Raw genomic sequence first — 24,046 nt, forward strand, 5'->3', positions numbered from 1 at the left:
ATGGAAGCGCTCCCACTGGTTCTGTTCGACGGTAGCGCCGAAGTGGCATGAGTCAACAGTCCAGTTGACTTCTTTTACTCGCGAACTCGCCCGGACGTGGGTCGTGTTCAAAGTCTTGACACCCTCGCGGTCCCGCTCGACGCTTGGGAGCGCTCCCACTGGTTCGTACCCCCCACACACCCGCACCGGACCGCGAGGAGGACCACCCCATGCTCGTCTCACGAGGATCCCCACCAGGGGCGCCGCCGCCGATCACCAGGCCGCGCCGGCGGCGTGGAGTGCGGCGGCTGCTGACCGCGCTGGCGGCCGCCCTGTCGCTGCCGCTGGGTCTGACCGCGGTCAACGGAACTCCCGCGCACGCCGCCGCGGTCCAGTGCGGCGTCGGCTACAAGACGAACGACTGGGGCTCCGGCTTCACGGCCGACCTCACGGTCACCAACCGGGGTGCGGACGCCCTCGACGGCTGGACGCTCACCTACGGTTACGCCGGCAACCAGACCCTCACCAGCGGCTGGAACGGCGTCTGGACACAGTCGGGGAAGACTGTCACCGTCAAGAACGCGGCCCACAACGGGAAGATCGCGCCCGGCGCGGCGGCCACCACGGGCGCCAACTTCACCTACAGCGGCGCCAACACCGCGCCCACGGCCTTCGCCGTCAACGGGGTGACCTGCACCGGAGCGCACCAGCCGCCCCTGACCGTGCTGACCGCCCCGGCCCCCGGCGCGGTGTTCAGCGCGGGCGGCACCATCCCGATGGCCGCCACCGCGGTCGCCGCCGACGGCGCGGGTGTCACCAAGGTCGAGTTCTACAGCGACACCACGCTGCTCGGCACCGACACCACGTCCCCGTACACCTTCGACTACGCGAACGTCCCGGCCGGTGACCTCTCGCTCTACGCCAAGGCGTACGACGGCCAGGGCGCCTCCGCCGAGTCCACGCCGGTCGGCGTGCGGGTCGCCACCGGTCCCTCGCTGGTCGCCACCCCCGCCCAACTCGGCGTGCAGCAGGGCAAAACCGGTACGTTCGGGGTCAAGCTCTCCGCCCGGCCGAGCGCCGCGGTGACCGTCACCGTCGCCCGCACCGCGGGCAACACCGCTCTGACCGTCGCCTCCGGCGCAAGCCTCACGTTCACCACCGCCAACTGGGACACCGCCCAGCAGGTGACCGTCGCCGCCGCGGCCACCGGCACCGGCGCCGCCACCTTCACCGCGACCGCGCCGGGACAGGCCAAGGCCGATGTCACCGTCACCCAGCTGGCGGCGAGCGCCGGTTACGACGCCCGGTTCCTGGAGCTGTACGGCAAGATCACCGACCCGGCCGCCGGCTACTTCTCGCCGGAGGGAATCCCGTACCACTCCGTGGAGACACTGATCGTCGAGGCGCCCGACCAGGGGCACGAGACGACGTCCGAGGCGTACAGCTATCTGATCTGGCTCCAGGCCATGTACGGCAAGGTCACCGGCGACTGGGCCAAGTTCAACGGCGCGTGGGACATCATGGAGAAGTACATGATCCCCACCCACGCCGACCAGCCCACGAACAGCTTCTACACGGCGTCGAAACCCGCCACCTACGCGCCGGAATGGGACCAGCCCTCCCAGTACCCCTCGCAGCTCAACAGCAATGTGCCGGTCGGGAACGATCCGATCGCGGGCGAGCTGAAGAGCGCGTACGGCACCGACGACATCTACGGCATGCACTGGATCCAGGACGTCGACAACGTCTACGGCTTCGGCAACGCGCCCGGCAAGTGCGAGGCCGGACCGGCCGACACGGGCCCCTCGTACATCAACACCTTCCAGCGCGGGGCACAGGAATCCGTCTGGGAGACGGTCACCCAGCCCACCTGCGACGCCTTCAAGTACGGCGGCAAGAACGGCTACCTCGACCTGTTCACCGGGGACGCCGCCTACGCCAAGCAGTGGAAGTTCACCAACGCTCCGGACGCCGACGCCCGGGTCGTGCAGGCCGCCTACTGGGCCTCGGAATGGGCCAAGGAGCAGGGCAAGGGCAGCCAGGTGTCGGCCAATGTCGCCAAGGCGGCGAAGATGGGCGACTACCTCCGCTATGCCATGTACGACAAGTACTTCAAGAAGATCGGCAACTGTGTGGGCGAGAGCGCCTGCGCGGCGGGCAGCGGCAAGAACAGTTCGCACTACCTGCTCTCCTGGTACTACGCCTGGGGCGGCGCCACCGACACCTCGGCCGGCTGGGCCTGGCGCATCGGCTCCAGCTTCGCCCACAGCGGCTACCAGAACCCGATGGCCGCCTGGGCCCTGAGCTCGTACGCCGACCTCAAGCCCAAGTCCGCCACCGGCCAGCAGGACTGGAGCACCAGTCTCAAGCGGCAGGTGGAGTTCTACCGCTGGCTCCAGTCCTCCGAGGGCGGCATCGCGGGCGGCGCCACCAACAGCTGGCAGGGGCGCTACGCCCAGCCTCCGGCCGGCACCTCGACGTTCTACGGCATGTACTACGACGAGGCGCCCGTCTACCACGACCCGCCGTCCAACCAGTGGTTCGGCTTCCAGGCGTGGTCGATGGAGCGGGTGGCGGAGTACTACAACAGGACGGGTGACTCCGCAGCCAAGGCGGTGCTGGACAAGTGGGTCACCTGGGCGCTGTCCAAGACCACCGTCAACCCGGACGGCACCTACCGGATCCCGTCGACCCTCCAGTGGTCCGGCAAGCCCGACACCTGGAACGCGACCACCCCCGGCGCCAACACCGGACTGCATGTCACCGTCGCCGACTACACCGACGACGTGGGAGTGGCCGCCGCCTACGCCAAGACGCTCTCGTACTACGCGGCGAAGTCCGGCCACGCCGCCGCCAAGAGCACCGCCAAGGCGCTGCTCGACGGCATGTGGGACCACCACCAGGACGCCCTGGGCATCGCGGTCCCCGAAACCCGCGCCGACTACAGCCGGTTCGACGACCCGGTCTATGTCCCGAGCGGCTGGAGCGGCGCCATGCCCAACGGGGACAGGATCGACTCCGCTTCCACCTTCGCGTCGATCCGGTCCTTCTACGAGAGCGACCCGGCCTGGTCCAAGGTCGAGGCCTACTTGAACGGTGGAGCGGCTCCGAGCTTCACGTACCACCGCTTCTGGGCACAGGCGGACATCGCGCTGGCTCTCGGCGCGTACTCCGATCTCTTCGAGTAGCTCTCTTCGAATAGCTCTCTTCGGACAGCGTCTCCTGCGCGGCGACGGTGGAGGGCCCCGGCATGTGCCGGGGCCCTCTGCGATGTGGGCCCGTATCCTGCGGCGCACGTCCGGTACGCGCACCGGTGCCCGCGCGGGGTTTTCAAGTCCCCTTCCGCTACGACCGTTTGATGACTGTATGCCGTTATCAAAAGGGCAACACAAGGTCAAATTCTGGTTTCCGGCCTATTCGAATCAGACCGTTCGATGCAACTCTCTGGACGGCTCTTCGCGCGTAGACAAGCGTGACGGGTCCGCTTTTTGACACCCGCACAGCTCAGCACGCTCAGGTGGTGGCACCCCCAAGGCCACCCCTCCCCACACGGAGCCGCTCGCCGGGCGGCCCGACACTCTTGGAGACTGAGTGAGACTCGTAGCTTCCACCCCCAGGAAGAACACCGCCCGTGTCGCCGCGCTGGTCGCCTCCGCCGCCATGGTGGTCGTCGGCGTCCAGTCGGGACCGGCCAGCGCCGCGCCCGACACCGCCCGCGAGAAGGGCGCCACCGCCGTGGCGTTCACGCCCGAGCAGCGCGTCGACGCCATCAAGTCCGCGCAGGCGGACACCGCGAGCGAGGCCAGGTCCCTCGGGCTGGGCGCGCAGGAGAAGCTGGTCGTCCGGGACGTCATCAAGGACGCCGACGGCACGGTGCACACCCGGTACGAGCGGACCTACGCGGGCCTGCCCGTGCTCGGCGGAGACCTGGTCGTCCACCGGGCCCCGGCAGGCAAGGCCAGTGTCACCAAGGCGACCACGGCCCGAATATCCGTGGCCTCCACCGACGCCGCGGTCAGCCCGGCCGGCGCGAAGAAGACCGCGCTGAAGGCGGCTTCGGCCGAGAAGACCGCCGGAGCGGCGGCCGACACCGCCCCGCGCAAGGTGATCTGGGCGGCCACCGGTACGCCCGTACTGGCCTGGGAGACCGTCGTCAAGGGCGTCCAGCCCGACGGCACGCCGAGCGAGCTGCACGTCGTCACCGACGCGGCCACCGGCAAGGAGCTGTTCCGCGACGAGGCCATCGAGACCGGCACCGGCACCGGCGACTACAACGGCAAGGTGACGCTCGGCACCACCAAGAGCGGCAGCACCTACAGCCTCACCGACAGCGGCCGCGGCAACCACAAGACGTACGACCTGAACCAGAAGACCTCCGGCACCGGCACGCTCTTCACCGACGCCGACGACGTGTGGGGCGGTGGCCGCCAGAGCGCGGGCGTGGACGCGCACTACGGCGCGGCGGAGACCTGGGACTTCTACAAGAACGTGCTCGGCCGCAACGGCATCAAGAACAACGGCGTCGCGTCCTACTCCCGCGTCCACTACGGCAACAGCTATGTGAACGCGTTCTGGGACGACAGCTGCTTCTGCATGACATACGGCGACGGCTCCGGCAACGCCAACCCGCTCACCTCGCTGGACGTGGCCGCGCACGAGATGAGCCACGGCGTCACCTCCGCCACCGCCAACCTGACCTACAGCGGTGAGTCCGGCGGTCTCAACGAGGCGACCTCCGACATCTTCGCCACCGCGGTCGAGTTCTACTCCGCCACCCCGAGCGACCCGGGCGACTACCTCATCGGCGAGAAGATCGACATCAACGGTGACGGAAGTCCGCTGCGCTACCAGGACAAGCCGAGCAAGGACGGCGGCTCGAAGGACTACTGGTCCTCCACCCTGGGCAACCTCGACGTCCACTACTCCTCGGGCCCGGCCAACCACTTCTTCTACCTGCTGTCCGAGGGCAGCGGCGCGAAGACCATCAACGGCGTGAGCTACAACAGCCCCACGTCCGACGGCTCCACGGTCACCGGCATCGGCCGGGACGCGGCCACGAAGATCTGGTACAAGGCGCTCACCACGTACATGACGTCCAGCACCAACTACGCGAAGGCGCGCACGGCGACGCTCAGCGCGGCGGGCGCCCTGTACGGCACGACCAGCACCCAGTACAAGGCGGTCGGCGCGGCCTGGACCGCGATCAACGTCAAGTGACCCGTACGGTCCGATGTGACTGACGGGTAGCACACTGGGCACGGGCCCGCGCGTACGTACGCGCGGGCCCGCGTTCGGTTCCGGCCCGGTCCGGGCCCCGGTGATCAATCCCCTCCGCCGGTCGGCACGCTCCAGGTGAGGGATCGGGGCGCGCGAACTAGGGTGCGCATCATGGCCGGACACAACGGGCGGGGGAGCGGCGAGGACACCCCCGCGCAGCCGGACCCGCGGCGCTGGAAGGCGCTGGCGGTATGTCTGGTGGCGGGGTTCATGACGCTGCTGGACGTCTCCATCGTCAATGTCGCGCTGCCCTCCATCCGAACGGGGCTGCGCACCTCGGAGGCCGACCTCCAGTGGGTGCTGTCCGGATACGCGCTCGCCTTCGGTCTGTTCCTGATCCCCGCCGGGCGGCTGGGCGACGCCCGTGGCCGGCGCGTGGTGTTCATGGCGGGGCTCGCTCTGTTCACCCTCTCCTCCGCGGCCTGCGGAGCCGCCCAGTCCAGCGTCTGGCTGGTGGTCGCCCGGCTGGTGCAGGGCCTCGCCGGCGGCATGGTCGCGCCACAGATCTCCGCGCTGATCCAGCAGATGTTCTCCGGCCGGGAGCGCGGCCGGGCGTTCGGCATGTTCGGCACGGTGGTCGGTGTCTCGACCGCAGTCGGGCCGCTGCTGGGCGGACTGCTCATCGAGGCGGCCGGGGCGCGGGAAGGCTGGCGATGGGTGTTCTACGTCAACCTGCCGCTGGGCATCGTCTGTCTGCTGCTGGCCCGCCGGCTGCTGCCGGACACCCCGTCGGCCGGTCATGTCCGGATCCGCGACCTCGACCCGTTCGGCGTGCTGCTGCTCGGCGGCGGAGTACTGGCGCTGCTGCTGCCCTTCGTACAGCAGCAGGAATGGCACGGCGACGAGAAGTGGCTGCTGCTGGTGGTCGCTGCCCTGCTGCTGGCCGGCTTCGTGAAGTGGGAGTCACGGTGCCGGCCGGGCGGCACCCAGCCGGTGCTGGACATGTCCCTCTTCCGGGTCCGCGCCTTCTGGCTGGGCTGTCTGCTGATCCTGCTGTACTTCGCCGGGTTCACCTCGATCTTCTTCATCAGCACGCTCTATCTCCAGAGCGGACTGCACTACACCGCCCTGGAGTCGGGACTGGCCATCACCCCGTTCGCCCTGGGCTCCGGCGCGGCCGCGGGGATCGGCGGACGGCTGGTCAGCCGCTTCGGCCGGCCGTTGGTCGCCGTCGGGCTGACCATGGTGGCCGTCGGCCTGGCGGCCACCGCGCTCGCCGTGCACCTGGTGCCGGGACGCGGCGCCGGGTGGGCGATGGCGGCGCCACTGCTCGTGGCGGGACTGGGCAGCGGACTCGTCATCGCGCCGAACCAGACCCTGACGCTCTCCGAGGTGCCGGTACCCATGGCCGGCAGCGCCGGCGGCACGCTTCAGACGGGACAGCGGGTGGGGTCCGCGGTCGGTATCGCCGCGGTGGGGTCGGTCTTCTTCGCCCAGGTGCCGGGCGACGGCTGGGCGACGGCGTACGACCACGGGCTGGTCGTGGCGGTGGCGTTCGTGGTGGTGGCGCTGCTGGTCGCGCTGGCCGACGTGGCGGCCGGTCGCCGGGACCGGAAGCGTGCGGCGCGGACACCACCACCCTGAAGGAGCGGGGCGGACAACCCGTCGGACAGGGAAGGCTCGCACGCGCCACACCGGGGCATCGACGCACGAAACGCCGACAGCGCATCGTAAGAGAGATCGCACCTGAGGAAAGGGGACCGCGATGAGCAACTCCGCGCAGCGCACCACAGAAGGCAATACGGAGTTCGGCAGGAAACCCTTCAAGCGGTCGAGGAGCCATTTCGCGGACCGCGTCACCGCCGACGGCAGGGACGGCTGGCCGGCCGAGGCCGGCCGTTACCGGCTCGTCGTCAGCCGCGCCTGCCCCTGGGCGAGCCGCGCCCTCGTCTCACGGCGGCTGCTCGGCCTGGAGGACGCGCTCCCGGTCGCGGTCGCCGACCCGATCCAGGACGACCGCAGTTGGCGCTTCACCCTCGATCCGGACGGCCGGGACCCCGTCCTGGGCATCCGCTTTCTCAGCGAGGCGTACGACGCCCGGGAGACGGACTATCCGGGCGGGGTCAGCGTGCCCGCGATCGTGGACGTACCCAGCGGGAAGCTGGTGACCAACGACTTCCAGCGGATCACGCTGGACCTCGCGACCCAATGGACGGCGCTGCACCGGACCGGGGCGCCCGACCTGTATCCCGAGGCTCTGCGGGACGAGATCGACGAGGTCATGGAGGGCGTCTACCGCGACATCAACAACGGTGTGTACCGGGCCGGATTCGCCACACGGCAGAGCGAGTACGAGGACGCCTACCGCGATGTGTTCCGCCGTCTCGACCTGGTGTCCGAGCGGTTGGCCGACCGTCGCTACCTGGTGGGGGACACCATCACGGAGGCCGACATCCGGCTGTTCACCACGCTCGTGCGCTTCGACGCCGTCTACCACGGACACTTCAAGTGCAACCGGTCGAAGCTGACCGAGGACCGGGTTCTGTGGGCCTACACCAGGGACCTCTACCAGACCCCCGGCTTCGGCGACACGGTCGACTTCGACCACATCAAGCGGCACTACTACAAGGTCCACACCGGCATCAACCCGACCGGCGTCGTGCCCCTAGGCCCGGACCTGTCCGGCTTTCTGAGCCCGCACCACCGCGAGGAGCTGGGCGGACGGCCGTTCGGGGACGGCACCCCTCCGGGGCCGGTGCCGCGGGGTGAGGAGATCCCCGCGGCGGGGCTCCCCTAGAGCCGCTCCCGTAGGCAGGGGGCGGCGACTCCCGTACGGCGGGCGAGGCGTGCCCGGCAGGGGCTCCGCGGGTCAGTTCACCGCCGGAGAGCGCCGCAGTACGTACAGTCCGACGCTTGCCGCGAGCACCGTCACACAGACCGTGAACGTCACTCCCGCGCCCCGCAGTCCCAGCAGGAGAGTCAGCGCGCCGACGCCGACGACCGGCAACGAGATTCCGGTGTAGGCGACGACGAAGAGCGCGGAGATCGTGCCGCCCCGGTGCTCGGGCGGAGCCGCGCCGCCGACGGCGGTCATGGCGGCGCGGAAGGCCAGTCCCTGGCCGAGCCCGCCGCACAGCGCGCCCGCCACGAGCAGCGCCGGCCACTCCACCGCCAGGGAGGCACCCACCAGCACCAGGCCGACCACCAGGACCAGGCAGCCGCCCGGGAGCGCCCGGCGTACCCCCAGACGCCCCATCAGCGCCTGTCCGACCGTGGAGGCGAGGAACGCGGAGAAGACGACCGCGCCCGAGACGGCGAGGTTGGGCACATCGAGGCTCTGCGCCACGAAGGCCGGCGCCACCGCGGTGAACAGCCCCAGCAGCGCGAATCCGGCGAACGCGGCGAGCGCCGACGGCACGAACACGCCACGGACCCCGGGCGGCACCGTCAGTCCGGCGGGGTGCGGACGAGGCCGCCGTTTCGGGTCCTTGACGGTCTCGGGGAGGAACCAGGTCAGTACGGACGCCACCGCCACCAGCGCGAGATGTACGAGGAAGGGCAACCGCAGCGGCCACGGCGCGTACTGGGCGAGCAGTCCGGCCAGCAGCGGGCCGCAGCCGAGGCCGCCCATGTTCGCCGCCGTGGCGGCGAGCCCCGCACGCGCCTCATGTCCCGGTGCGGCCAGCTCCATCACCGCCGCGGTGGCGGCGCCGCTGAACAGCCCGGCGGCGAACCCCGACAGCAACCGGCCGGCGAACAGCGCCGGAAGACCGCCCTCGAACAGGAAGCACAGGGCGCTGGCCGCGGACAGCCCCAGCGCGCAGAGCAGCACCGGCCGCCGCCCCACCTCGTCGGAGGCGTTGCCCGCCAGCAGCAGTACGGCGATCACCCCGAGGGCATAGACGGCGAACACCACCGTCACCATCAGCTCGGAGAAGCCGAGTTGCTCCCGGTAGAGCCCGTACAGCGGAGTGGGCAGGGTCGTGCCTGCCATGCCGACGGCGAACACTCCCGCGGCCACCGGACAGCTGAAGCGCCGGATCTCGCTTCTGTCGCTGCTCTCGCTCTCGCTCTCGCTCCCGCTCCCGCTTCTGCGAGCGTTCATGCAAGCCACCCCCGTATGAGTGGATCGGCCGAGGTGCCCCGTGAAACCGTGAGCCGCAGCGACGCCGCGCCCCGGCGGTGGCGCGGCGTCGCTGCCGGGGCCCGGGAGCCAGGAGCCGGGAGCCGGGACTCTCAGCCGTCGTTGGCCACTTCGGCCGCCTTCTCACGACGCATCAGGACCGCACCGGCGAGTACGGAGGTGAGCACGGCGCAGGCCACCGCCGACACCTTCGCCCAGGCGAAGGAATCGCCCACGCCGCTCGCCGGCAGATGGAGGCCACCGGCGCCCGACAGCGAGTGAGCGGTGATGATCCCCACGGCCGTCGCGCCGCTCGCCGCCCAGATCCGGACCGTGTCCTGAACGGCCAGCCAGACACCGAGGATCAGACAGAGACCGGTGAAGGCCAGGGCGAGCATGTCCGAGAGGCCGCCGGAGCGCAGTGCCGTGAAGTCCGTCGGCAGATGGATCATGCCGCAGGACAGCAGCATGATCGCCGCGGGCCGGCGCAGTGCGGACCGTACGGCGGGGGAGGCGTCGCGGTTTGCGGTCTCGGCACAGGCCAGAGCGGCGAGTCCCGCCGTGATACGGGGGCCTTCGGCCAGGTGCCGGGCCGGGACACCCGGCTCGGGGGCCCGCCCGCCGGCCGGCTTCGAACCGCCGTGACGGACCGCGCCTGCCGCACCGTCCTGATCGCTCCGCGCGTTCGACAGCGCTTCGGAGCGGACTCCGGAGCGGACTCCGGAGTGGGCCTGGGAGCGGGTCTCGGAGCGGCTCGTGGGCGGCCCGTCGCTCTCGTCACTGCCGAGGATCGTCACGAGCTGTGCCACGTCCTCGATCGGCCGCCCGACGGCCGCGGCCCGGAGAGTCGTGTCGGCCTCGTCGACCTCGTGCGGAGCCTCGGCCAGCAGCGCGACCAGTTGCCTGACCTCCGCCACGGGACGGGACACGGCGGCGGCCCGCAGCGCCTCGTCGCCGGGGCTGGGGACCTCTCCGGTCCGTTTCAGCAGACTCACCAACGCGGCGACCTCCTCCAGCGGCCGGACGGTCGCCGCGGTCCAGAGCAGCGTCCGTATCGGTTCGGCGCCGGGGTCCCGGGCGGGCCTCTCGGCGTCGGCACGGCCGGTGACGGGCGCATGCGGACGGTCGGCGAGCTGGTCCTCGGCTGAGGGGTGGGAATCAAGAGACATGGCGCGGCTCCCTTTGCCGAACTCCACGGATGGGCACACACCGTGATCCTCACCGTGCGCCATACGGGCGCACGCTTTGATCCATCAAATGCCCATACCGGAGTTTCGCGCCATCTGGAACCGGCATAAGGGGAGGCGGAGCGGAGCCCCGGGCCGTATGCCTCAAGCGTCCCGCCCGCCTACCGGGAACCGGACGTCACTCCTCGGAACCGCCGAGGTCGGTGGTCAGGCTGATGTCCGGTTGAGGCACCTCACCGAAGTCCTCGTCGGCACTGTCGACGCGCAGCCGGTTGATGACGGCCTCCAGCGGGGCGGGCAGTGTGGGGCGACGGCCTTGCCGGCACTGGCTGAGCAGTTCGTGCCGTACCGATTCCGGCAGCAGCGAGGACAGGGCCGACAGCGTGGGCGGTGCCTGGGTACGGCCGGGCCGGGACAGATGACGGGACTGGCCGCGCCAGTACGCGGCGTCCCTGAACTCGGCGCGTTGCTGGTGGGCGAGGAACAGACAGAAGGCGGCGGTCCGGTTGCCACCGCCCGCGGCGAACTGCCACCAGAACTGGGCCGCGTCCCTGTGGCCGGTCAGATGAAGAAGGGCGGCGAAGACGACGGCGCCCTCGGGGTCGATACAGTCATGGTCGACCAGACGGGCCAGACTGGCCGCCGCCTCGGGCGCGTTGATGACCAGGGCGACCGCGAGGTTCAGGTCGTGAGCGGCCTGTTCGTGGGCGGAGGGGTGGCCGCGCGGTACGGCCTCCGTGCCGCTCTCGCCGCCCTCACCCCCGGGACGCGCTTCCTCGGCCGCGGCCCGCCGTGCCGCGTTGCGCCTGCGGGAGGCTTCGGTGTCGGTGTCGTCATAGGTGTCGGCGAGGACCTCCGCGTCCTCCAGCAGCATGTCTATGGGCGCGGGTTTGTCGGTGCGGCGCACGGTCTACTCTCCCGTCTCGGTGCCTCGTACGTCCAGGTCCTTGGCCAGCCTTCGCCTGGCGTGCCGTACATGCGAGCGGACCGTGGCGACCTCGATGCCCATGTATGCGGCGACATCCTCGTCCGGGACGTGCAGAACATAGCGCAGCACGATCACGTCGTACTGCCGCTCCGGGAGCCGGTCGATGGCCGCGTACAGCCCGATCTCGCCTTGCAGGACGGCGAATTGGTCCCGCGTCTCGTACAAGAGGAGTTTACGGATGGCCGCGTGGAAGGCGGCGGTGTCGACCAGGACCGGCTGGAGATCGTGTTCGTACAGCCACCGCGCCACCTCCTCCTTGAGGATTGCCCACGCGTACCGGGCGACCGATTCCTGGGCCAGGACATGCGGCCAGTGCTCCAGCAGGCGGGCGCAGGTGGTGTCCACCACGGTCTCGGCGGCGGCCCGGCCGCCGACCTGGGTGTGCGCGTAACGCAGCCACAGGGTGTGGTGTCGCGCGTCAAAAGCGTCGAAGGTCAACGCCAGCCGCCGCTCGGGGAGATCGGGGGAGTGTGGTAAGCCACGGTCGCCCACGTCCTGGGCGCCGTTGGTGGCAGGGGGCATCAGAAGCCGCTCCCCTCAGTGGTGCACCGGACCACCGCGGTCGGGTCCTGTCCGGTCGGTCCTGCCGTGCCGGGCGTTCCGGGCCCGGCAGGGACCGGCCGGACCGGGCCTGACTGATCGACTCGCACAAACGCCCCGTTCACTGGGCACCGCGCCGCTCCACGGCGGAGGGCGTCGGTGCGAGAGGTCTGTCCTCTCACCTGTCGGCCAACCCGATGACTGCCCCCAGTGTGCAGGACACCCTCGGGATTTTTCGCTGACAGTCATCATATGATTACGCATTCCTCCGGTGAAGTGCTGTGAGCCGCGCTCCCGTCCGGTCTTTCCATCCCCATCGGGCCCACCGGCAGGCGGAGTTGATCCATCTCGTACGGTTGTCCGTATCCCTTGATGGGCAGTTGCCGACTGTCGTCCGGGAATGAGTGTCCGGGAATGAGCCGGCCATCGGCCGGCACGGAAGACGGGGGTCGTACGGTGGCGGACAACGGCGCGGTGGATCTGGAGTTGGACCGGGCGCATTCGGCGCGCATGTACGACTACTACCTGGGCGGGACCACCAACTTCCCCGCCGACCGCGAGGCCGCGGCCCGCGCGCGGGCGGCCTTCCCCTCCCTCCTGGCCACCGCCGCCATCAACCGGCGCTTCATGCACCGCTCCGTCCGTTTCCTCGCCCGCGAGGGCATGAGCCAGTTCCTCGACATCGGGACCGGCATCCCCACCTCACCGAACCTCCACGAGGTCGCCCAGACGGAGGACCCGCGGGCGCGCGTCGTCTACACCGACAACGACCCGATCGTCCTGGCCCACGCCCGCGCGCTGCTCCAGAGCCGTCCCGAGGGGCGCACGGCATATGTCCACGCCGATGTCACCGAACCCGAAGCCCTGCTGGCCGCCGAGGAGTTGGGCGGGACGCTCGACTTCGCACGGCCGATCGCCCTGAGCCTCAACGCGCTGCTGCATTTCGTCACCGGCGACCACCGCGCCCACGACATCGTCGAACTCCTCAAGGACGCGCTCCCGTCCGGCAGCACGCTCGCGATCGCCCATGTCACCGCGGAGTTCGACCCCGAGGGCATCACCCGTCTCATCGACACGTACCGCACCGCCGGCACCCTGGCCCAGGCCCGCACCCACGACGAGATCGCACGCTTCTTCGAGGGCTGGGAGTTGTTCCCTCCGGGGATCGTTCCCTCGCACGAGTGGCGCCCCGACCCCGGTGACGGCAGCGAGAGCGTCACCAACGAGGTCGCCGCCTGCTACGTGGGCGTCGCTCGCAAACCCTGACGCCCGTCCGACGTGGCGGGGCATCCGCGGGGAGCCGGTGCGAGGACGGCCACGGACAGAGGTGAGCGGCCGGTGCCCGGGGCGGGGCGCCGGCCGCTCCTCCGCCACTTGGCTAGGCGGCGGTCTGTGCGCCGGCGGCGGGGCCGACGAGTTCCTCCAGGACGTCTTCCATCGTGACGAAGCCGATGACCGTCCCCTTGTCGCCCGTGACGGCCGCGAGATGCGTACCGCCGGAGCGCATCGCCGTCATGGTGTCGTCGAGTGGGGTGTCGATCTCGACCCGGATCACCACGTGCAGCGCGCTGCGAGGGAACGGCCGGGTGCGCTCGGCGACCCCCAGGGCGTCCTTGATGTGCAGATAGCCGAGGATCGTGTTGTCCGGTCCGGTGACCGGCAGCCGGGAGAATCCGCAGGACGTGGCGGCACGCTCCAACTGCTGCGGGGTGACCTGGTGGTCGACGGTGATCGTCCGGTTGAGCGGGACCATCACCTCACCCACCGGGCGCGTGCCCAGCTCCAGGGCGTCCCGCAGCCGCTCGCCGTCCGCCGGATCCAGCAGCCCGGCCTCGCTGGAGTCCTTGACCAGGCGCGCGAGTTCGTCGTCGGTGAAGACCGAGGCGACCTCGTCCTTGGGTTCGACCTTCAGCAGCCGCAGGATGCTGTTGGCGAACGCGTTGATCCCGAAGATCACCGGGCGCAGTGCCCGGGTCAGCCCGATCAGGGCGGGCGCCAGCGCGAGCGCGGTGGGCGCGGGTGCGGCCAGCGCGATGTTCTTCGGCACCATCTCGCCGATCAGCATGTGCAGATACGTCGCCAGCGTCAGCGCGATCACGAACGCGATCGGGTGGATCAGCGCTTCCGGTACGCCGATCGCCTCGAAGGGCGGCTCCAGCAGATGGGCGATGGCCGGTTCCGCCACGGCGCCCAGCACCAGCGAGGAGATGGTGATGCCGAGCTGCGCGGTGGCCATGGCCGCGGACAGGTGCTCCAGACCCCACAGGGTGCTCTTCGCCCGGCGGCTGCCCTTGATCGCCTGAGGCTCGATCTGGCTGCGCCGTACGGAGATGAGAGCGAACTCGGCGCCGACGAAGAACGCGTTGGTGAGCAGGGTGAGCGCGCCGATGGCGAGCTGCAGGCCGGTCATCGGGCGTCCTCCATGAGCTGTGCGGCCGGGGCGGGCGCGGTGATCCGCACCCGGTCGGCACGGTGATGTTCGACATGCAGTACGGCGAACTGCCAGCCGTCCACGTCGAGCCGGTCCTTGAGCACGGGCAGCCGTCCCAGCCGCGTCGCGAGCAGCCCGGCGAGCGTCTCGTAGGGCCCCTCCGGGGCGTTGAAGCCGATCTCCTCGAGCTGGTCGAGACGGATACCGCCGTCCGCCTCCCAGACGAGGCGGCCGTCCACGGCCGGTTCGCCGGGCGCGAGGTCGGGGGTCTCGTCCGGATCGTGTTCGTCGCGTACCTCTCCGACGACCTCCTCGACGATGTCCTCCACGGTGGCGACGCCGGCGGTGCCGCCGTATTCGTCGATGACCACGGCCATCGTCCGCGAGGCGCGCAGGCGCCGCAGCAGCCGGTCCACCGGCAGCGAGTCGGGGACGAGCAGGGGGCTGCTCGCCAGTTCCGTGACGAGCGTCCGGTCCCGCTTCGTCTCGTCCAGGGCGAGAACGTCGCGGATGTGGATGGTGCCGATCACCTCGTCCAGGCTGTCGCGGTAGACGGGAAAGAGCGACAGCCCGGTGGCCAGGGTCAGATTGGCGGCGTCCGTGGCGGTGGCGTGGGCCTCCAGGGCCCGGACGTCCACGCGGGGCGTCATGACGTTCTCCGCCGTCAGCTCGGCCAGGTGGAGCGTCCGTACGAACAGCTCCGCGGAGTCCTGCTCGATGGCGCCCTCCCGCGCGGAGTGCCGCGCCAGCGCGACCAGTTCCTCGGGGGTACGGGCGGAGGCCAGCTCCTCGGCGGGTTCCAGGCCGAACCGGCGTACGAGGCGGTTGGCGGTGTTGTTCAGGTGCCGGATCAGCGGGGCGAAGGCGGCGGTGAAGCCGCGCTGCGGACCCGCCACGACCTTCGCGACGGCGAGCGGGCTGGAGATCGCCCAGTTCTTGGGGACCAGCTCACCGATCACCATCAGCACCACCGTGGAGAGGGCGACGCCGAGCAGGGTGGCCACGGTGGGCACCGCGCCGTCCGGCAGACCGGTGGCCACCAGCGGACCGCGCAGCAGCACGGCCAGCGAGGGCTCGGCGAGCATGCCGATGACCAGCGAGGTCACCGTGATGCCCAACTGGGCCCCGGAGAGCTGGAAGGTCAGCCGCTTGGCCGCCTCCAAGGCACCGGCGGCGCCCCGCTCACCGGCCGCGGCGGCACGTTCGAGTTCCCCGCGCTCGATGGTGGTCAGGGAGAACTCGGCCGCGACGAACACCGCACAGGCGAGGGTGAGCGCGAGGGCGAGGAGCAGCAGAAGCACTTCGGTCACCGTGCCACCCCCGTCCCGTGGTTCGAGGGGACGGGTATGGCACGGCTCGTACTGGGAGGCTCACCCATTGCGGGACCGCAGCTCCTTCTCGGATCAGGTGTCGGGTTCTCGGATCGGACGGTCGAAACGGGGCGGACCGTCCGTGTCGGCACGGGGCGGGAAGCCCGTCCGCCAATAGTAAAGGAATAGCAAAGCAAAGCAATGTGGTGTCAACGGCCGATGTCCGCCGATCCTCGCGGGGCGGTCACCGGGCATCACGGACCCGGTGCCCCACCTCACATCCAGGGGCGCCGGGAGGTCATCGGACCCCCTCGAAGTCTGTTCCCACGGTCAGTGTGACCACACCCGGTGCGGCTCCCGCGTCCTGCCGCGCGGAGCTGCCCGGCAGCCGGGACGCCAGCACCTCGGCCGACGCTCCCAGGCCCTGCGGATAGCCGACCGTGGTCCGCTTCGTGGCCTCGGGGGCGTTGCCGACGTTCGTGACCGTGAATCCGGCGGTACGGAGTGTGTCCGCGACCTTCGCGGCCCGCCCCCGGGTGCTGGTGCCGTTGAGGACCTGGACGCGCACGGTACGGGCGTGGACCGGGTTCTCGGAAGCGGCCTCCAGCTTCTCCTTGTCGACCTCCTTGTCCTTCGCCAGGGAGGTGAACAGGTCGGCGGCCTGGGGATACTGCCATACGACGTTGGCCTGGTCGCTGGGCACGTCGGCCTGGCGCGAGTAGTTCGGCACCGTCAGGAACGTCAGGCGGTCGCGGGGGATTCCCTTGACCTCGGAGGCGAGGCCGGAGAGGGGCTTGATCCCGGCGAGGGCCCTGTCCGTGGTCAGCGACTTGGTGGCGGAGTCCAGGAATCCGTACAGCGCGTTCGGGCTGGCCAGCTTCTGCTGGGCCTTGGCGGCCAGGGCTTCCATGAACTCCTGCTGCCGTCCGATCCGGCCCAGGTCGGAACTGTCGCCGAGGCTGTAGCGCGTACGTACGTACCCCAGGGCCTGCTCGTCCTTGACCGTCTGGCAGCCGGCGTCCAGGTCGAGGCGGGCCTTCTTGTCGTGGATCGGCGCCTCGGGGCAGACCTTGATCCCGTCCAGCGCGTTGACCATGCCCTTGAAACCCTGGAAATCGACCGACATGAAGTGGTCGATCCGCAGTCCGGTGTTCCGCTCCACCGTCTTGATGGTGCAGGTGGCGGCGCCGGAGACCTCGCCGCTCGTACCGCCTATCGCGAACGACTCGTTGATCTTGAACTGGTGCGGGTCGGATGTGCTGCCGTCGCCCCGGTCGCAGGCCGGGATGTTCACCCAGGAGTCGCGGGGGAGCGAGACGACCGTGGCCCATTTCCGGTCGGCGGCCACATGCATGACCATCAGCGTGTCCGACTGCATGGTGGCCAGGTCCTTGCCGTACTTCGCGTTGGCGCCCTCACGCGAGTCGGAGCCCACGACGAGGATGTTCTTGGACCCCGGGCTCAGATTGACCGGCCGGCCGCCGCCGATCTTGTTGTCGATGTCCGCGGAGTGGATATTCCCGTCGAGGTCCTGGTAGAGCCATGCCGCTGTCCCGGACACACCGACGAGGGTCAGGGCCAGGATCGCGCCGGCCCAGACGACTATGCGGCCGCGCCGGGTCAGCCTGGTCCGCCGGCCACCGCGGCCGTCGCTCGCCGCCTGGCCTCGTCGCGCCCTGGATTCCCTGCCCACGCTGCGTCCTCCGCCCCGTTGTCCGGCCCGCCGCCCGGAGGTCGCCCACCGCTCACGCCGGCCCTCGTTCTGCCCGGTCGTCGTTCTGTACGACGCGTAGACTCTACTGGCTCTACAGGTATGTAGAACGGGCCGGGGGTCCCGGACCCGTCGGCGCCTTCGGTCGGTGAGCGCGGCACCTCGTCGTCGTGCGGCGACAGGGCCGAAACGAAGCCGGAGAGCGCCGCGTCACGGTCCGCCCGCTCGTGGAGGAGACGGTGCGTGCGCGGTAACCAGCCGTTCCTCTCGCGCATCGCGCATCTTGCCCCGGCCAGTTTCTACAGTGTTGTAGATTTGAGCGTGCCACACGGCATCACGCGGCGCCGGGACGTCCGGCGCGCCCGGATTCATGGGACGGACGAAGGGAAGCAACATGGGTGTGAGCCTCGCGAAGGGCGGCAACGTCTCGCTGAGCAAGGAGGCTCCTGGTCTGACGGCGGTTGTGGTCGGCCTCGGCTGGGATGTGCGTACGACCACCGGAGCCGATCATGATCTGGACGCCAGCGCCCTGTTGTGCGACGGCTCCGGAAAGGTCGTATCCGACCGGCACTTCGTCTTCTACAACAACCTCGCCGACCCGGACGGTTCGGTCGAGCACACCGGCGACAACCTCACGGGTGCGGGCGAGGGCGACGACGAAACCGTGAAGGTGAACCTGGCCGCCGTACCCGCCGAGATCACCAAGGTCGTCTTCCCGGTCTCGATCCACGACGCCGAATCCCGTGGCCAGAGCTTCGGCCAGGTCCGTAACGCCTACATCCGTGTGGTCAACCAGGCCGGCGGCGCCGAACTCGCCCGCTACGACCTCAGCGAGGACGCCTCGACGGAGACCGCGATGGTCTTCGGCGAGCTGTACCGCGACGGGACCGAGTGGAAGTTCCGCGCCATCGGCCAGGGATACGCCTCCGGGCTGGCCGGTATCGCCTCCGACTACGGCGTCAACGTCTGACACCCGTATTCCGCGGCCCGATTCCCCGTATCCCTGTCCGTTCCACCCGCCCCGGGACCTGAGCCGGGCACCCGCATTCACGCCGTGCAGGCACAACCTTCCTTCCAGGAGCCACGATGAGCGTCAATCTCTCCAAGGGCCAGCAGATCAGTCTCACCAAGTCCGGCGGAGGTGAACTCACCGTCATCCGCATGGGACTCGGCTGGAAAGCCGCGCGCAAGGGCTTCCTCGCCAGGATGACCTCCCGCGAGATCGACCTGGACGCCTCGGCACTGCTCTTCGCCGGCAAGGAGGCCGTCGATGTCGTCTTCTTCCAGCATCTGACCAGCGACGACGGCTCGGTGCGGCACACCGGTGACAACCGCGTGGGCGGCGCGGGAGAAGGCGGTGACGACGAATCGATCGTCGTGGACCTCCAGCGCGTCCCCGTCCACATCGACCAGATCGTCTTCACGGTGAACTCGTTCACCGGCCAGACCTTCGAAGAGGTCGACAACGCCTTCTGCCGGCTCGTCGACGAGACCAACGGCCAGGAACTGGCCCGCTACACGCTCACCGGCGGTGGCCGGCACACCGCCCAGATCATGGCCAAGGTGTCCCGCACCGGCGCCGGCTGGGAGATGGCCGCCATCGGATCCCCCGCCGACGGGCGCACCTTCCAGGACCTCATGCCGGCCGTCGCGCCGCACCTGTAGCGCCCACCGAGGCCGGACGTACGGACCCGTACGTCCGGCAGCACACCATCCTCCGAGGAGACTCACCGTGGCCCTGTGGGACCGCATCAAGGATTCCGCCGCGTCGATGCAGACGCAGCTCAACTCGAAGAAGAACGACCTCAAGAGCGGCGCCTTCCGTGACGCCAGCATGGCCATGTGCGCCCTGGTCGCCGCGGCCGACGGTTCCATCGATCCGTCGGAGCGCCAGCGCGTCGCCTCGCTGATCATGACCAACGACGTCCTCCAGAACTTCCCCGCCGACGACCTCCATACGCGGTTCAACGACTACTGCCAGAAGCTGACGACCGACTTCGACTTCGGCAAGGTCGGCGTCCTTCAGACCATCGGCAAGGTCGCCAAGAAGCCCACGGAGGCACGCGCCGTCATCCAGATCGGCATCGTCATCGGCGGCGCCGACGGCGACTTCGACAAGTCGGAGCAGGCCGTGGTCCGCGAGGCCTGCTTCGCCGTCGGCATCGCGCCGAGCGAGTTCGACCTCTGACGGTCGTCACCCGTTGATCCGCCGGTGAAGTGCCGGTGGCCACCCGGGGCGCGTCGCCTTCCGCGCGACACGCCCCGCGCGGCGTTCCGGTCCCGGACGACGCCCGACCCGCCCGTACACGTCAGGCGCCCGGCTCCTCCACGGTTTCGCCGGTCCCGGAGGCTGCTCCGGGCTGTTCGGCCCGCTCGGCCTCGGCGGCCTCCTCGATCTCGCGCTGCAGCCGCCGGTGCATCCGGTGTTCGTGGAAGAGACGGCCCACCAGCGCGCCCCCGTAGACGACGAAGCCGACTCCGACCAGCCAGGACTGGATGACCAGTACCGTCCCGAACGGGCCGTACGTCACCGCGTTCGAGGCGATCAGCGGTGAGAAGACCACCCGGGAGAAGATCCGCAGCCCGAGCAGGCCGAGGGCGATCGCGACGGAGCCGGGGAAGAGCGCCCGCCAGCGGACCCGCCCGGCGAGCAGCATGCGCTGGGACCACCAGAAGAAGAGGAGCGTCCCGATCAGATCGCCCACCGTCACGAGCGCCGTGTCGACGACGGAGTCGGATGTGATCGACGTGTTGACGAAGGCGACGAGAAAGAAGACGAGGACGGCCAGCCAGAGGACGTGCCGCCACATGGTGTGCCAGCGGGCCGTCGGCAGTTCCCAGACCCGCTCGTAACCGGTCTGTACGGCAGCCCCGAACGTCAGACCGAACACGGCGAGGGCCGCGAGACCGAACGCCGTCGTACGTTGCAGTGCCTGTCCCGGCCTGCCGAACAGCTGCTGGATCTCCCCCTGGGACGACGCCGACACCCCCAGCCCCTGCCCCAGCCAGCGGGCGAACCCCTGGCCGCTCGCCGGGTCGGCCGCGGCGACCAGGATCAGCAGCGGCACCAGGGTCAGGAAGCCGAGCGCGGCGAAGCTCATGGCCCGATGCATCAGCTCCATCTCACGGCCGCGGTTCCAGGCGAGTACGGCGGGAGAGTCGGCGATCCCGCGGTACAGGCTCAGGAACCGCCGGCCGGCTTCCGGCGTGCCGAAACGCTTTCGGGTCATATGTCGTCTACTACCCCGGTGCGCGCCCTGCTCCCTGAGCGGCCCCCGGATGGGTGCCCGGACCGCAGGCCGGATACGGGCGCTGCCGGGGCGCCGCCTCTTCTCATCGGTCGGCGGATCGCCTATTTTCTGCGAGAAAGCGCTTACCTTCGGTTCCTCCCACGATTCACCGAAGATGAAGAGAAGAGGCACCCGCATGCCCGTCTTCGCGCACGTGAACAGACCTTTGTGGACCGTGCTCGCCGTGGCCGCGTTCCTCGCCGGGATCCTGGCCGCACCGCCGTCCGTCGCGGCATCGTCGTCAGCCGCCGCACCGCCGGCCGTCACGGCGGCCGGTGACGGCAGTCCGTCCGACCCGAACATCACGTACGTCGGCCGCTGGAACACCTCCTCGGCGCCCTACGCCTCGCACTGGACCGGTGCCTACCTGCGGACCCGCTTCAGCGGCACGACCGTCAAACTGAAGCAGCGCAACGCGGTGGAGTTCTGGGCCGCCATCGACGGCAAGGAGTTCGTCAACTACAAGAACGTCAAAGGCACGGTGGACCTGACGCCGGCCAAGCTGGCCGCGGGGAACCACACTCTTGTCGTCTCCTACCGGCAGGTCGCCGGCTCCTACACGGGCGACTCCGTCTTCGGCGGCCTCGTCCTCGACTCCGGAGCCTCGACCCTGGCGCCGCAGACCTCCTCGAAGAAGGTGATCGAGTTCATCGGCGACTCCATCACCGCCGGCACCACCAGCACCAAGCTCGCTCTCACCGCGTACGGCTGGCTGGCCGCCGAGAAACTGGGCGTCGAACACACCCAGATCGCCCAGGGCGGCGCCTGCCTGGTCGAGACCGCGGACGGCTGTGCGGGGCTCAGCGAGCGCTTCACCCGCCTCGGTGCGGCCGATGGCTCGCCCTCCTGGGACTTCTCCCGGTACCAGGCGAGCGCCGTCGTCATCAACCTCGGTACCAACGACGTCGGCCACGGGGTCCACACGCCCGAATTCCAGGCCGCCTACACCGCTTTTCTGGGCACGGTCCGTGCCAAGTACCCCAACGCGGCGATCTTCGCCCTGCAGACCTTCCGGGGGCGGTTCGTCCCCCAGACGCAGGCCGCCGTCCAGGCACGCGCCGACGCGGGCGACCGGAACGTCTTCTTCGTCAACACCGACGGCTGGATCCCCGACGGTGGTCTGACGGACTCCGTCCACCCCAACGACCTCGGTCACCTCGCCATCGCGGACCGGCTGGCCCCCGTCATCGCGGCGAAGATCTGAGCGCTGTCGCACCGTACGGAACCCCGTCCGCCACCGGGAGGCACGCACCCGGCCGACTTCCGGTGGCGGACCCGCGGGGCGGGCCGGGCCAGGACGGCGCCCGGCTCCTCAGCGGCGGCCGAGCCGGCGCTCGCCGTTCGCGCCGGTCGCGTACGGCAGTCCGTAGTGCGAGAAGATCTGCGGCTCGTCCTCGGCGAGCAGCTCCCCGTCGATGTCGATGGACGGGGATTCCTTGGCCAGTTTCTTGTCCCAGGCGACCTTCAGATAGCCCGGTCCGACCGTGGCGTCGGTCAGCGGGACAAAGATCAGACGTCGTTTGGTGGGAAGGCCGATGGTGACCGTGGCGAACGACGGCGAGTCCGTCGCGGTATCGACGTATACGGCTTCCAGCGAGCCGATCTTCCGATTTCCGGCGTCGACCACATCGTGGCCCCGCCATTCCCGAATGTCGTCAGCTTCGAACATGAGCGATTTCGCCTCTTATCCGCCGAGTGATGCCTGTGTCATCTGATGGTCGTGGATACCCCTTGTTTTCAGGACAGTACCCGCCGGAACTCTGGTACGGAGTCACCTTGCCCGCCGGTAAACCGCTGGCGGTCGCCCGGACCGGACCGGCATTCTGACCGTATGTTGATCAGGGAAGCCACCACCGAGGACTGGCCCGCCATCTGGCCGTTCTTCCACCGCATCGTCGCCGACGGTGAGACATTCACCTATCCGGTAGACCTCGGCGAGACCGAGGGCCGCGACTGGTGGCTGATGAAGGCGCCGAACCGCACCGTCGTCGCCGTCGACGACACCGGCGCGATTCTGGGTACGGCCAAGATGAACCGGAACCACATGGGTAACGGCGGGCATGTCGCGGGCGCCAGCTACATGGTCGACCCGGCGCGTTCGGGGCGCGGCGTGGGCAGAGCGCTCTGTGAGTACTCGATCGACTGGGCCCGCACGGCGGGCTTCCGCGCGATGCAGTTCAATGCCGTCGTCGAGACCAATGAGTACGCGGTGAAGCTGTACCAATCCCTGGGATTCGAGATCCTGGGCACGCTGCCCGAGGGCTTCCTGCACCCGGTGAAGGGCTATGTCGGGCTGCACATCATGCATCTCAAGCTCTGAGCGCACGGGGACTCGGGAGTGTGCTTCACCGCTCCTGAAGCACCGAGAAGGTGTTGCCCGCCGGGTCCGTGAACCACGCGATGTACGGACCGGCCGCGCGGAAGATGCCCTTGTCGTCCGCGTCCATGCCGGGGTAGCGCTCGAAGCGCACACCCCGGCCGGTCAGCTCGTCGACCGCCGCGTCGATGTCGTCCACGGGGAAGTTGAGGACCGTGAACGACGCCGGTGTGTGGCCGGGCTTGGGATAGACGAGCACGGGAGTGCCACCGGCGACCCGCAGGTGGAGCATGCCGTGCTCCTCGGCGACGTCCAGCCCCAGCGTCTGGGTGTAGAAGTGCTTGGCCTTCTCGATGTCGTCCACGGCGAATCCGCTGAACGCCTTGCTGTTGCCGAGCATGATCGTGTCCTTTCGTCGGTCCGTCGGTCCGTCGGTCCGTCGGTCCGTCGGCCGGTCTGGCCGGCCGTCCTCCGGCCTCGCGAGCTCTCGCGGGGGCCTCGAGAGGTAGACGCCCGCGAGGCCCGGGACTCATCGGCCGCGGGGCGGTTCGCTCCAGTGCCGGCCGACGAGGTCGGCGGCTCGCGCTTGTACGGCAAGGGCAGCGTCACCCGCGTCAGGGCCGGACGCGGCTACGCGTACACCCCGACCGAGGACGCCCCGGGGCTGACCGCCCGCCGTACGCACTCGGAACTGGCGAAGGGCGAGGACCGGAGCGCGGTCCTCGCCCGGTTCGTCTCCCAGCTCGGCGACCAGGACGAGCGGGTGCTGCGCTCCTTGCTGAACGGGGACGAGGCCGGATGAAATCGCTCCGGGGAAAGCCCCGCGAATCGAGCTGAGTTCTAATGACCGGCGGGCGGGTTTCAGCCGTACAGCCGGCCGAACCGCAAGGTGTCCCCGAGTGGATCGTGACTCGCGGTCAACCGACCGGAGTTGTCGGAGTTTCTTCGGTACT

21 protein-coding genes are annotated in these 24,046 nt (G+C 69.8%); 11 read left to right on the forward strand and 10 right to left on the reverse strand.

The features are described 5' to 3' along the window. The first annotated feature begins 209 nt into the window (after positions 1 to 209). The 4 genes from ACIOJD_RS15330 to ACIOJD_RS15345 all read left to right on the forward strand — a co-directional run bounded on the left by ACIOJD_RS15330 (position 210) and on the right by ACIOJD_RS15345 (position 7,993). Complete coding sequence (locus ACIOJD_RS15330; RefSeq protein WP_401913028.1) at positions 210 to 3,167, forward strand: glycoside hydrolase family 48 protein; 2,958 nt, start codon at positions 210 to 212, stop codon at positions 3,165 to 3,167. A gap of 403 nt (positions 3,168 to 3,570) precedes the next feature. Continuing rightward, entirely contained in the window at positions 3,571 to 5,196 is a 1,626-nt protein-coding gene (locus ACIOJD_RS15335; protein WP_401913031.1) for a M4 family metallopeptidase, read from the forward strand. Positions 5,197 to 5,367: 171 nt separating this feature from the next. Further along, entirely contained in the window at positions 5,368 to 6,840 is a 1,473-nt protein-coding gene (locus ACIOJD_RS15340) for an MFS transporter (protein ID WP_401913034.1), read from the forward strand. Between the two features lie 121 nt (positions 6,841 to 6,961). Continuing rightward, positions 6,962 to 7,993, forward strand: coding sequence for a glutathione S-transferase family protein (locus ACIOJD_RS15345; protein ID WP_401913037.1), 1,032 nt, complete (start codon positions 6,962 to 6,964; stop codon positions 7,991 to 7,993). Between the two features lie 72 nt (positions 7,994 to 8,065). Here ACIOJD_RS15345 and ACIOJD_RS15350 read toward each other — a convergent pair whose 3' ends face one another. From ACIOJD_RS15350 to ACIOJD_RS15365, 4 genes are all read right to left on the reverse strand, one after another. Next, positions 8,066 to 9,301, reverse strand: a complete 1,236-nt coding sequence (locus ACIOJD_RS15350; RefSeq protein ID WP_401913040.1) for an MFS transporter — start codon at positions 9,299 to 9,301, stop codon at positions 8,066 to 8,068. Positions 9,302 to 9,432: 131 nt separating this feature from the next. Then, positions 9,433 to 10,488, reverse strand: coding sequence for a hypothetical protein (locus ACIOJD_RS15355; protein WP_401913043.1), 1,056 nt, complete (start codon positions 10,486 to 10,488; stop codon positions 9,433 to 9,435). 196 nt (positions 10,489 to 10,684) lie between these two features. Continuing rightward, the gene (locus ACIOJD_RS15360; protein ID WP_401913046.1) at positions 10,685 to 11,413 is read right to left on the reverse strand and encodes a hypothetical protein; all 729 of its coding nucleotides are present in this window, start codon (positions 11,411 to 11,413) and stop codon (positions 10,685 to 10,687) included. Positions 11,414 to 11,416: 3 nt separating this feature from the next. Then, positions 11,417 to 12,016: an RNA polymerase sigma factor gene (locus ACIOJD_RS15365; protein ID WP_401913048.1), complete on the reverse strand. Its 600-nt coding sequence runs from the start codon at positions 12,014 to 12,016 to the stop codon at positions 11,417 to 11,419. A gap of 432 nt (positions 12,017 to 12,448) precedes the next feature. On the opposite strand from ACIOJD_RS15365, the gene ACIOJD_RS15370 reads away from it, so the two are divergent. Next, positions 12,449 to 13,300 carry an SAM-dependent methyltransferase gene (locus ACIOJD_RS15370; protein WP_401913051.1) on the forward strand — a complete coding sequence of 284 codons (852 nt, stop codon included), beginning with the start codon at positions 12,449 to 12,451 and terminating at the stop codon, positions 13,298 to 13,300. Between the two features lie 112 nt (positions 13,301 to 13,412). On the opposite strand, the gene ACIOJD_RS15375 is transcribed toward ACIOJD_RS15370, so the two are convergent. The 3 genes from ACIOJD_RS15375 to ACIOJD_RS15385 all read right to left on the reverse strand — a co-directional run bounded on the left by ACIOJD_RS15375 (position 13,413) and on the right by ACIOJD_RS15385 (position 17,360). Then, the gene (locus tag ACIOJD_RS15375) at positions 13,413 to 14,444 is read right to left on the reverse strand and encodes a hemolysin family protein (protein ID WP_401913054.1); all 1,032 of its coding nucleotides are present in this window, start codon (positions 14,442 to 14,444) and stop codon (positions 13,413 to 13,415) included. Continuing rightward, positions 14,441 to 15,775: a hemolysin family protein gene (locus ACIOJD_RS15380; RefSeq protein ID WP_401913056.1), complete on the reverse strand. Its 1,335-nt coding sequence runs from the start codon at positions 15,773 to 15,775 to the stop codon at positions 14,441 to 14,443. Before ACIOJD_RS15380 ends, ACIOJD_RS15375 begins: the two co-directional genes overlap by 4 nt. 298 nt (positions 15,776 to 16,073) lie before the next feature. Next, positions 16,074 to 17,360 (reverse strand): LCP family protein, encoded by a 1,287-nt coding sequence (locus ACIOJD_RS15385; RefSeq protein WP_401913905.1) that lies wholly within the window; start codon positions 17,358 to 17,360, stop codon positions 16,074 to 16,076. Between the two features lie 520 nt (positions 17,361 to 17,880). On the opposite strand from ACIOJD_RS15385, the gene ACIOJD_RS15390 reads away from it, so the two are divergent. The 3 genes from ACIOJD_RS15390 (at position 17,881) to ACIOJD_RS15400 (ending at position 19,674) form a co-directional block, all read left to right on the forward strand. Continuing rightward, on the forward strand, positions 17,881 to 18,456 hold the full coding sequence (locus tag ACIOJD_RS15390) for a TerD family protein (RefSeq protein WP_401913059.1): 576 nt from the start codon (positions 17,881 to 17,883) through the stop codon (positions 18,454 to 18,456). Between the two features lie 116 nt (positions 18,457 to 18,572). After that, positions 18,573 to 19,151, forward strand: coding sequence for a TerD family protein (locus ACIOJD_RS15395; protein WP_401913061.1), 579 nt, complete (start codon positions 18,573 to 18,575; stop codon positions 19,149 to 19,151). Positions 19,152 to 19,218: 67 nt separating this feature from the next. Beyond that, on the forward strand, positions 19,219 to 19,674 hold the full coding sequence (locus ACIOJD_RS15400; protein ID WP_401913064.1) for a tellurite resistance TerB family protein: 456 nt from the start codon (positions 19,219 to 19,221) through the stop codon (positions 19,672 to 19,674). 121 nt (positions 19,675 to 19,795) lie between these two features. Here the strand turns inward: ACIOJD_RS15400 and ACIOJD_RS15405 are convergent, their stop codons facing one another. After that, on the reverse strand, positions 19,796 to 20,716 hold the full coding sequence (locus ACIOJD_RS15405) for a YhjD/YihY/BrkB family envelope integrity protein (RefSeq protein WP_401913067.1): 921 nt from the start codon (positions 20,714 to 20,716) through the stop codon (positions 19,796 to 19,798). 196 nt (positions 20,717 to 20,912) lie between these two features. On the opposite strand from ACIOJD_RS15405, the gene ACIOJD_RS15410 reads away from it, so the two are divergent. Next, positions 20,913 to 21,980 carry a GDSL-type esterase/lipase family protein gene (locus ACIOJD_RS15410; protein WP_401913070.1) on the forward strand — a complete coding sequence of 356 codons (1,068 nt, stop codon included), beginning with the start codon at positions 20,913 to 20,915 and terminating at the stop codon, positions 21,978 to 21,980. Positions 21,981 to 22,088: 108 nt separating this feature from the next. On the opposite strand, the gene ACIOJD_RS15415 is transcribed toward ACIOJD_RS15410, so the two are convergent. Next, the gene (locus ACIOJD_RS15415; RefSeq protein ID WP_401913072.1) at positions 22,089 to 22,445 is read right to left on the reverse strand and encodes a PRC-barrel domain-containing protein; all 357 of its coding nucleotides are present in this window, start codon (positions 22,443 to 22,445) and stop codon (positions 22,089 to 22,091) included. A gap of 162 nt (positions 22,446 to 22,607) precedes the next feature. On the opposite strand from ACIOJD_RS15415, the gene ACIOJD_RS15420 reads away from it, so the two are divergent. Then, a complete protein-coding gene (locus ACIOJD_RS15420; RefSeq protein ID WP_401913075.1) occupies positions 22,608 to 23,096 on the forward strand; it encodes a GNAT family N-acetyltransferase in 489 nt (162 codons plus the stop codon). Positions 23,097 to 23,121: 25 nt separating this feature from the next. Here ACIOJD_RS15420 and ACIOJD_RS15425 read toward each other — a convergent pair whose 3' ends face one another. Next, positions 23,122 to 23,493, reverse strand: a complete 372-nt coding sequence (locus tag ACIOJD_RS15425; RefSeq protein WP_401913078.1) for a VOC family protein — start codon at positions 23,491 to 23,493, stop codon at positions 23,122 to 23,124. A 156-nt stretch (positions 23,494 to 23,649) separates the two neighbouring features. Between ACIOJD_RS15425 and ACIOJD_RS15430 the strand changes: the two genes are divergently transcribed. Further along, on the forward strand, positions 23,650 to 23,895 hold the full coding sequence (locus ACIOJD_RS15430; RefSeq protein ID WP_401913080.1) for a BlaI/MecI/CopY family transcriptional regulator: 246 nt from the start codon (positions 23,650 to 23,652) through the stop codon (positions 23,893 to 23,895). Positions 23,896 to 24,046: the final 151 nt, after the last annotated feature.

Origin of the sequence: Streptomyces sp. NPDC088116, assembly GCF_044741745.1 — a bacterium.
Classification (GTDB): Bacteria; Actinomycetota; Actinomycetes; order Streptomycetales; family Streptomycetaceae; genus Streptomyces.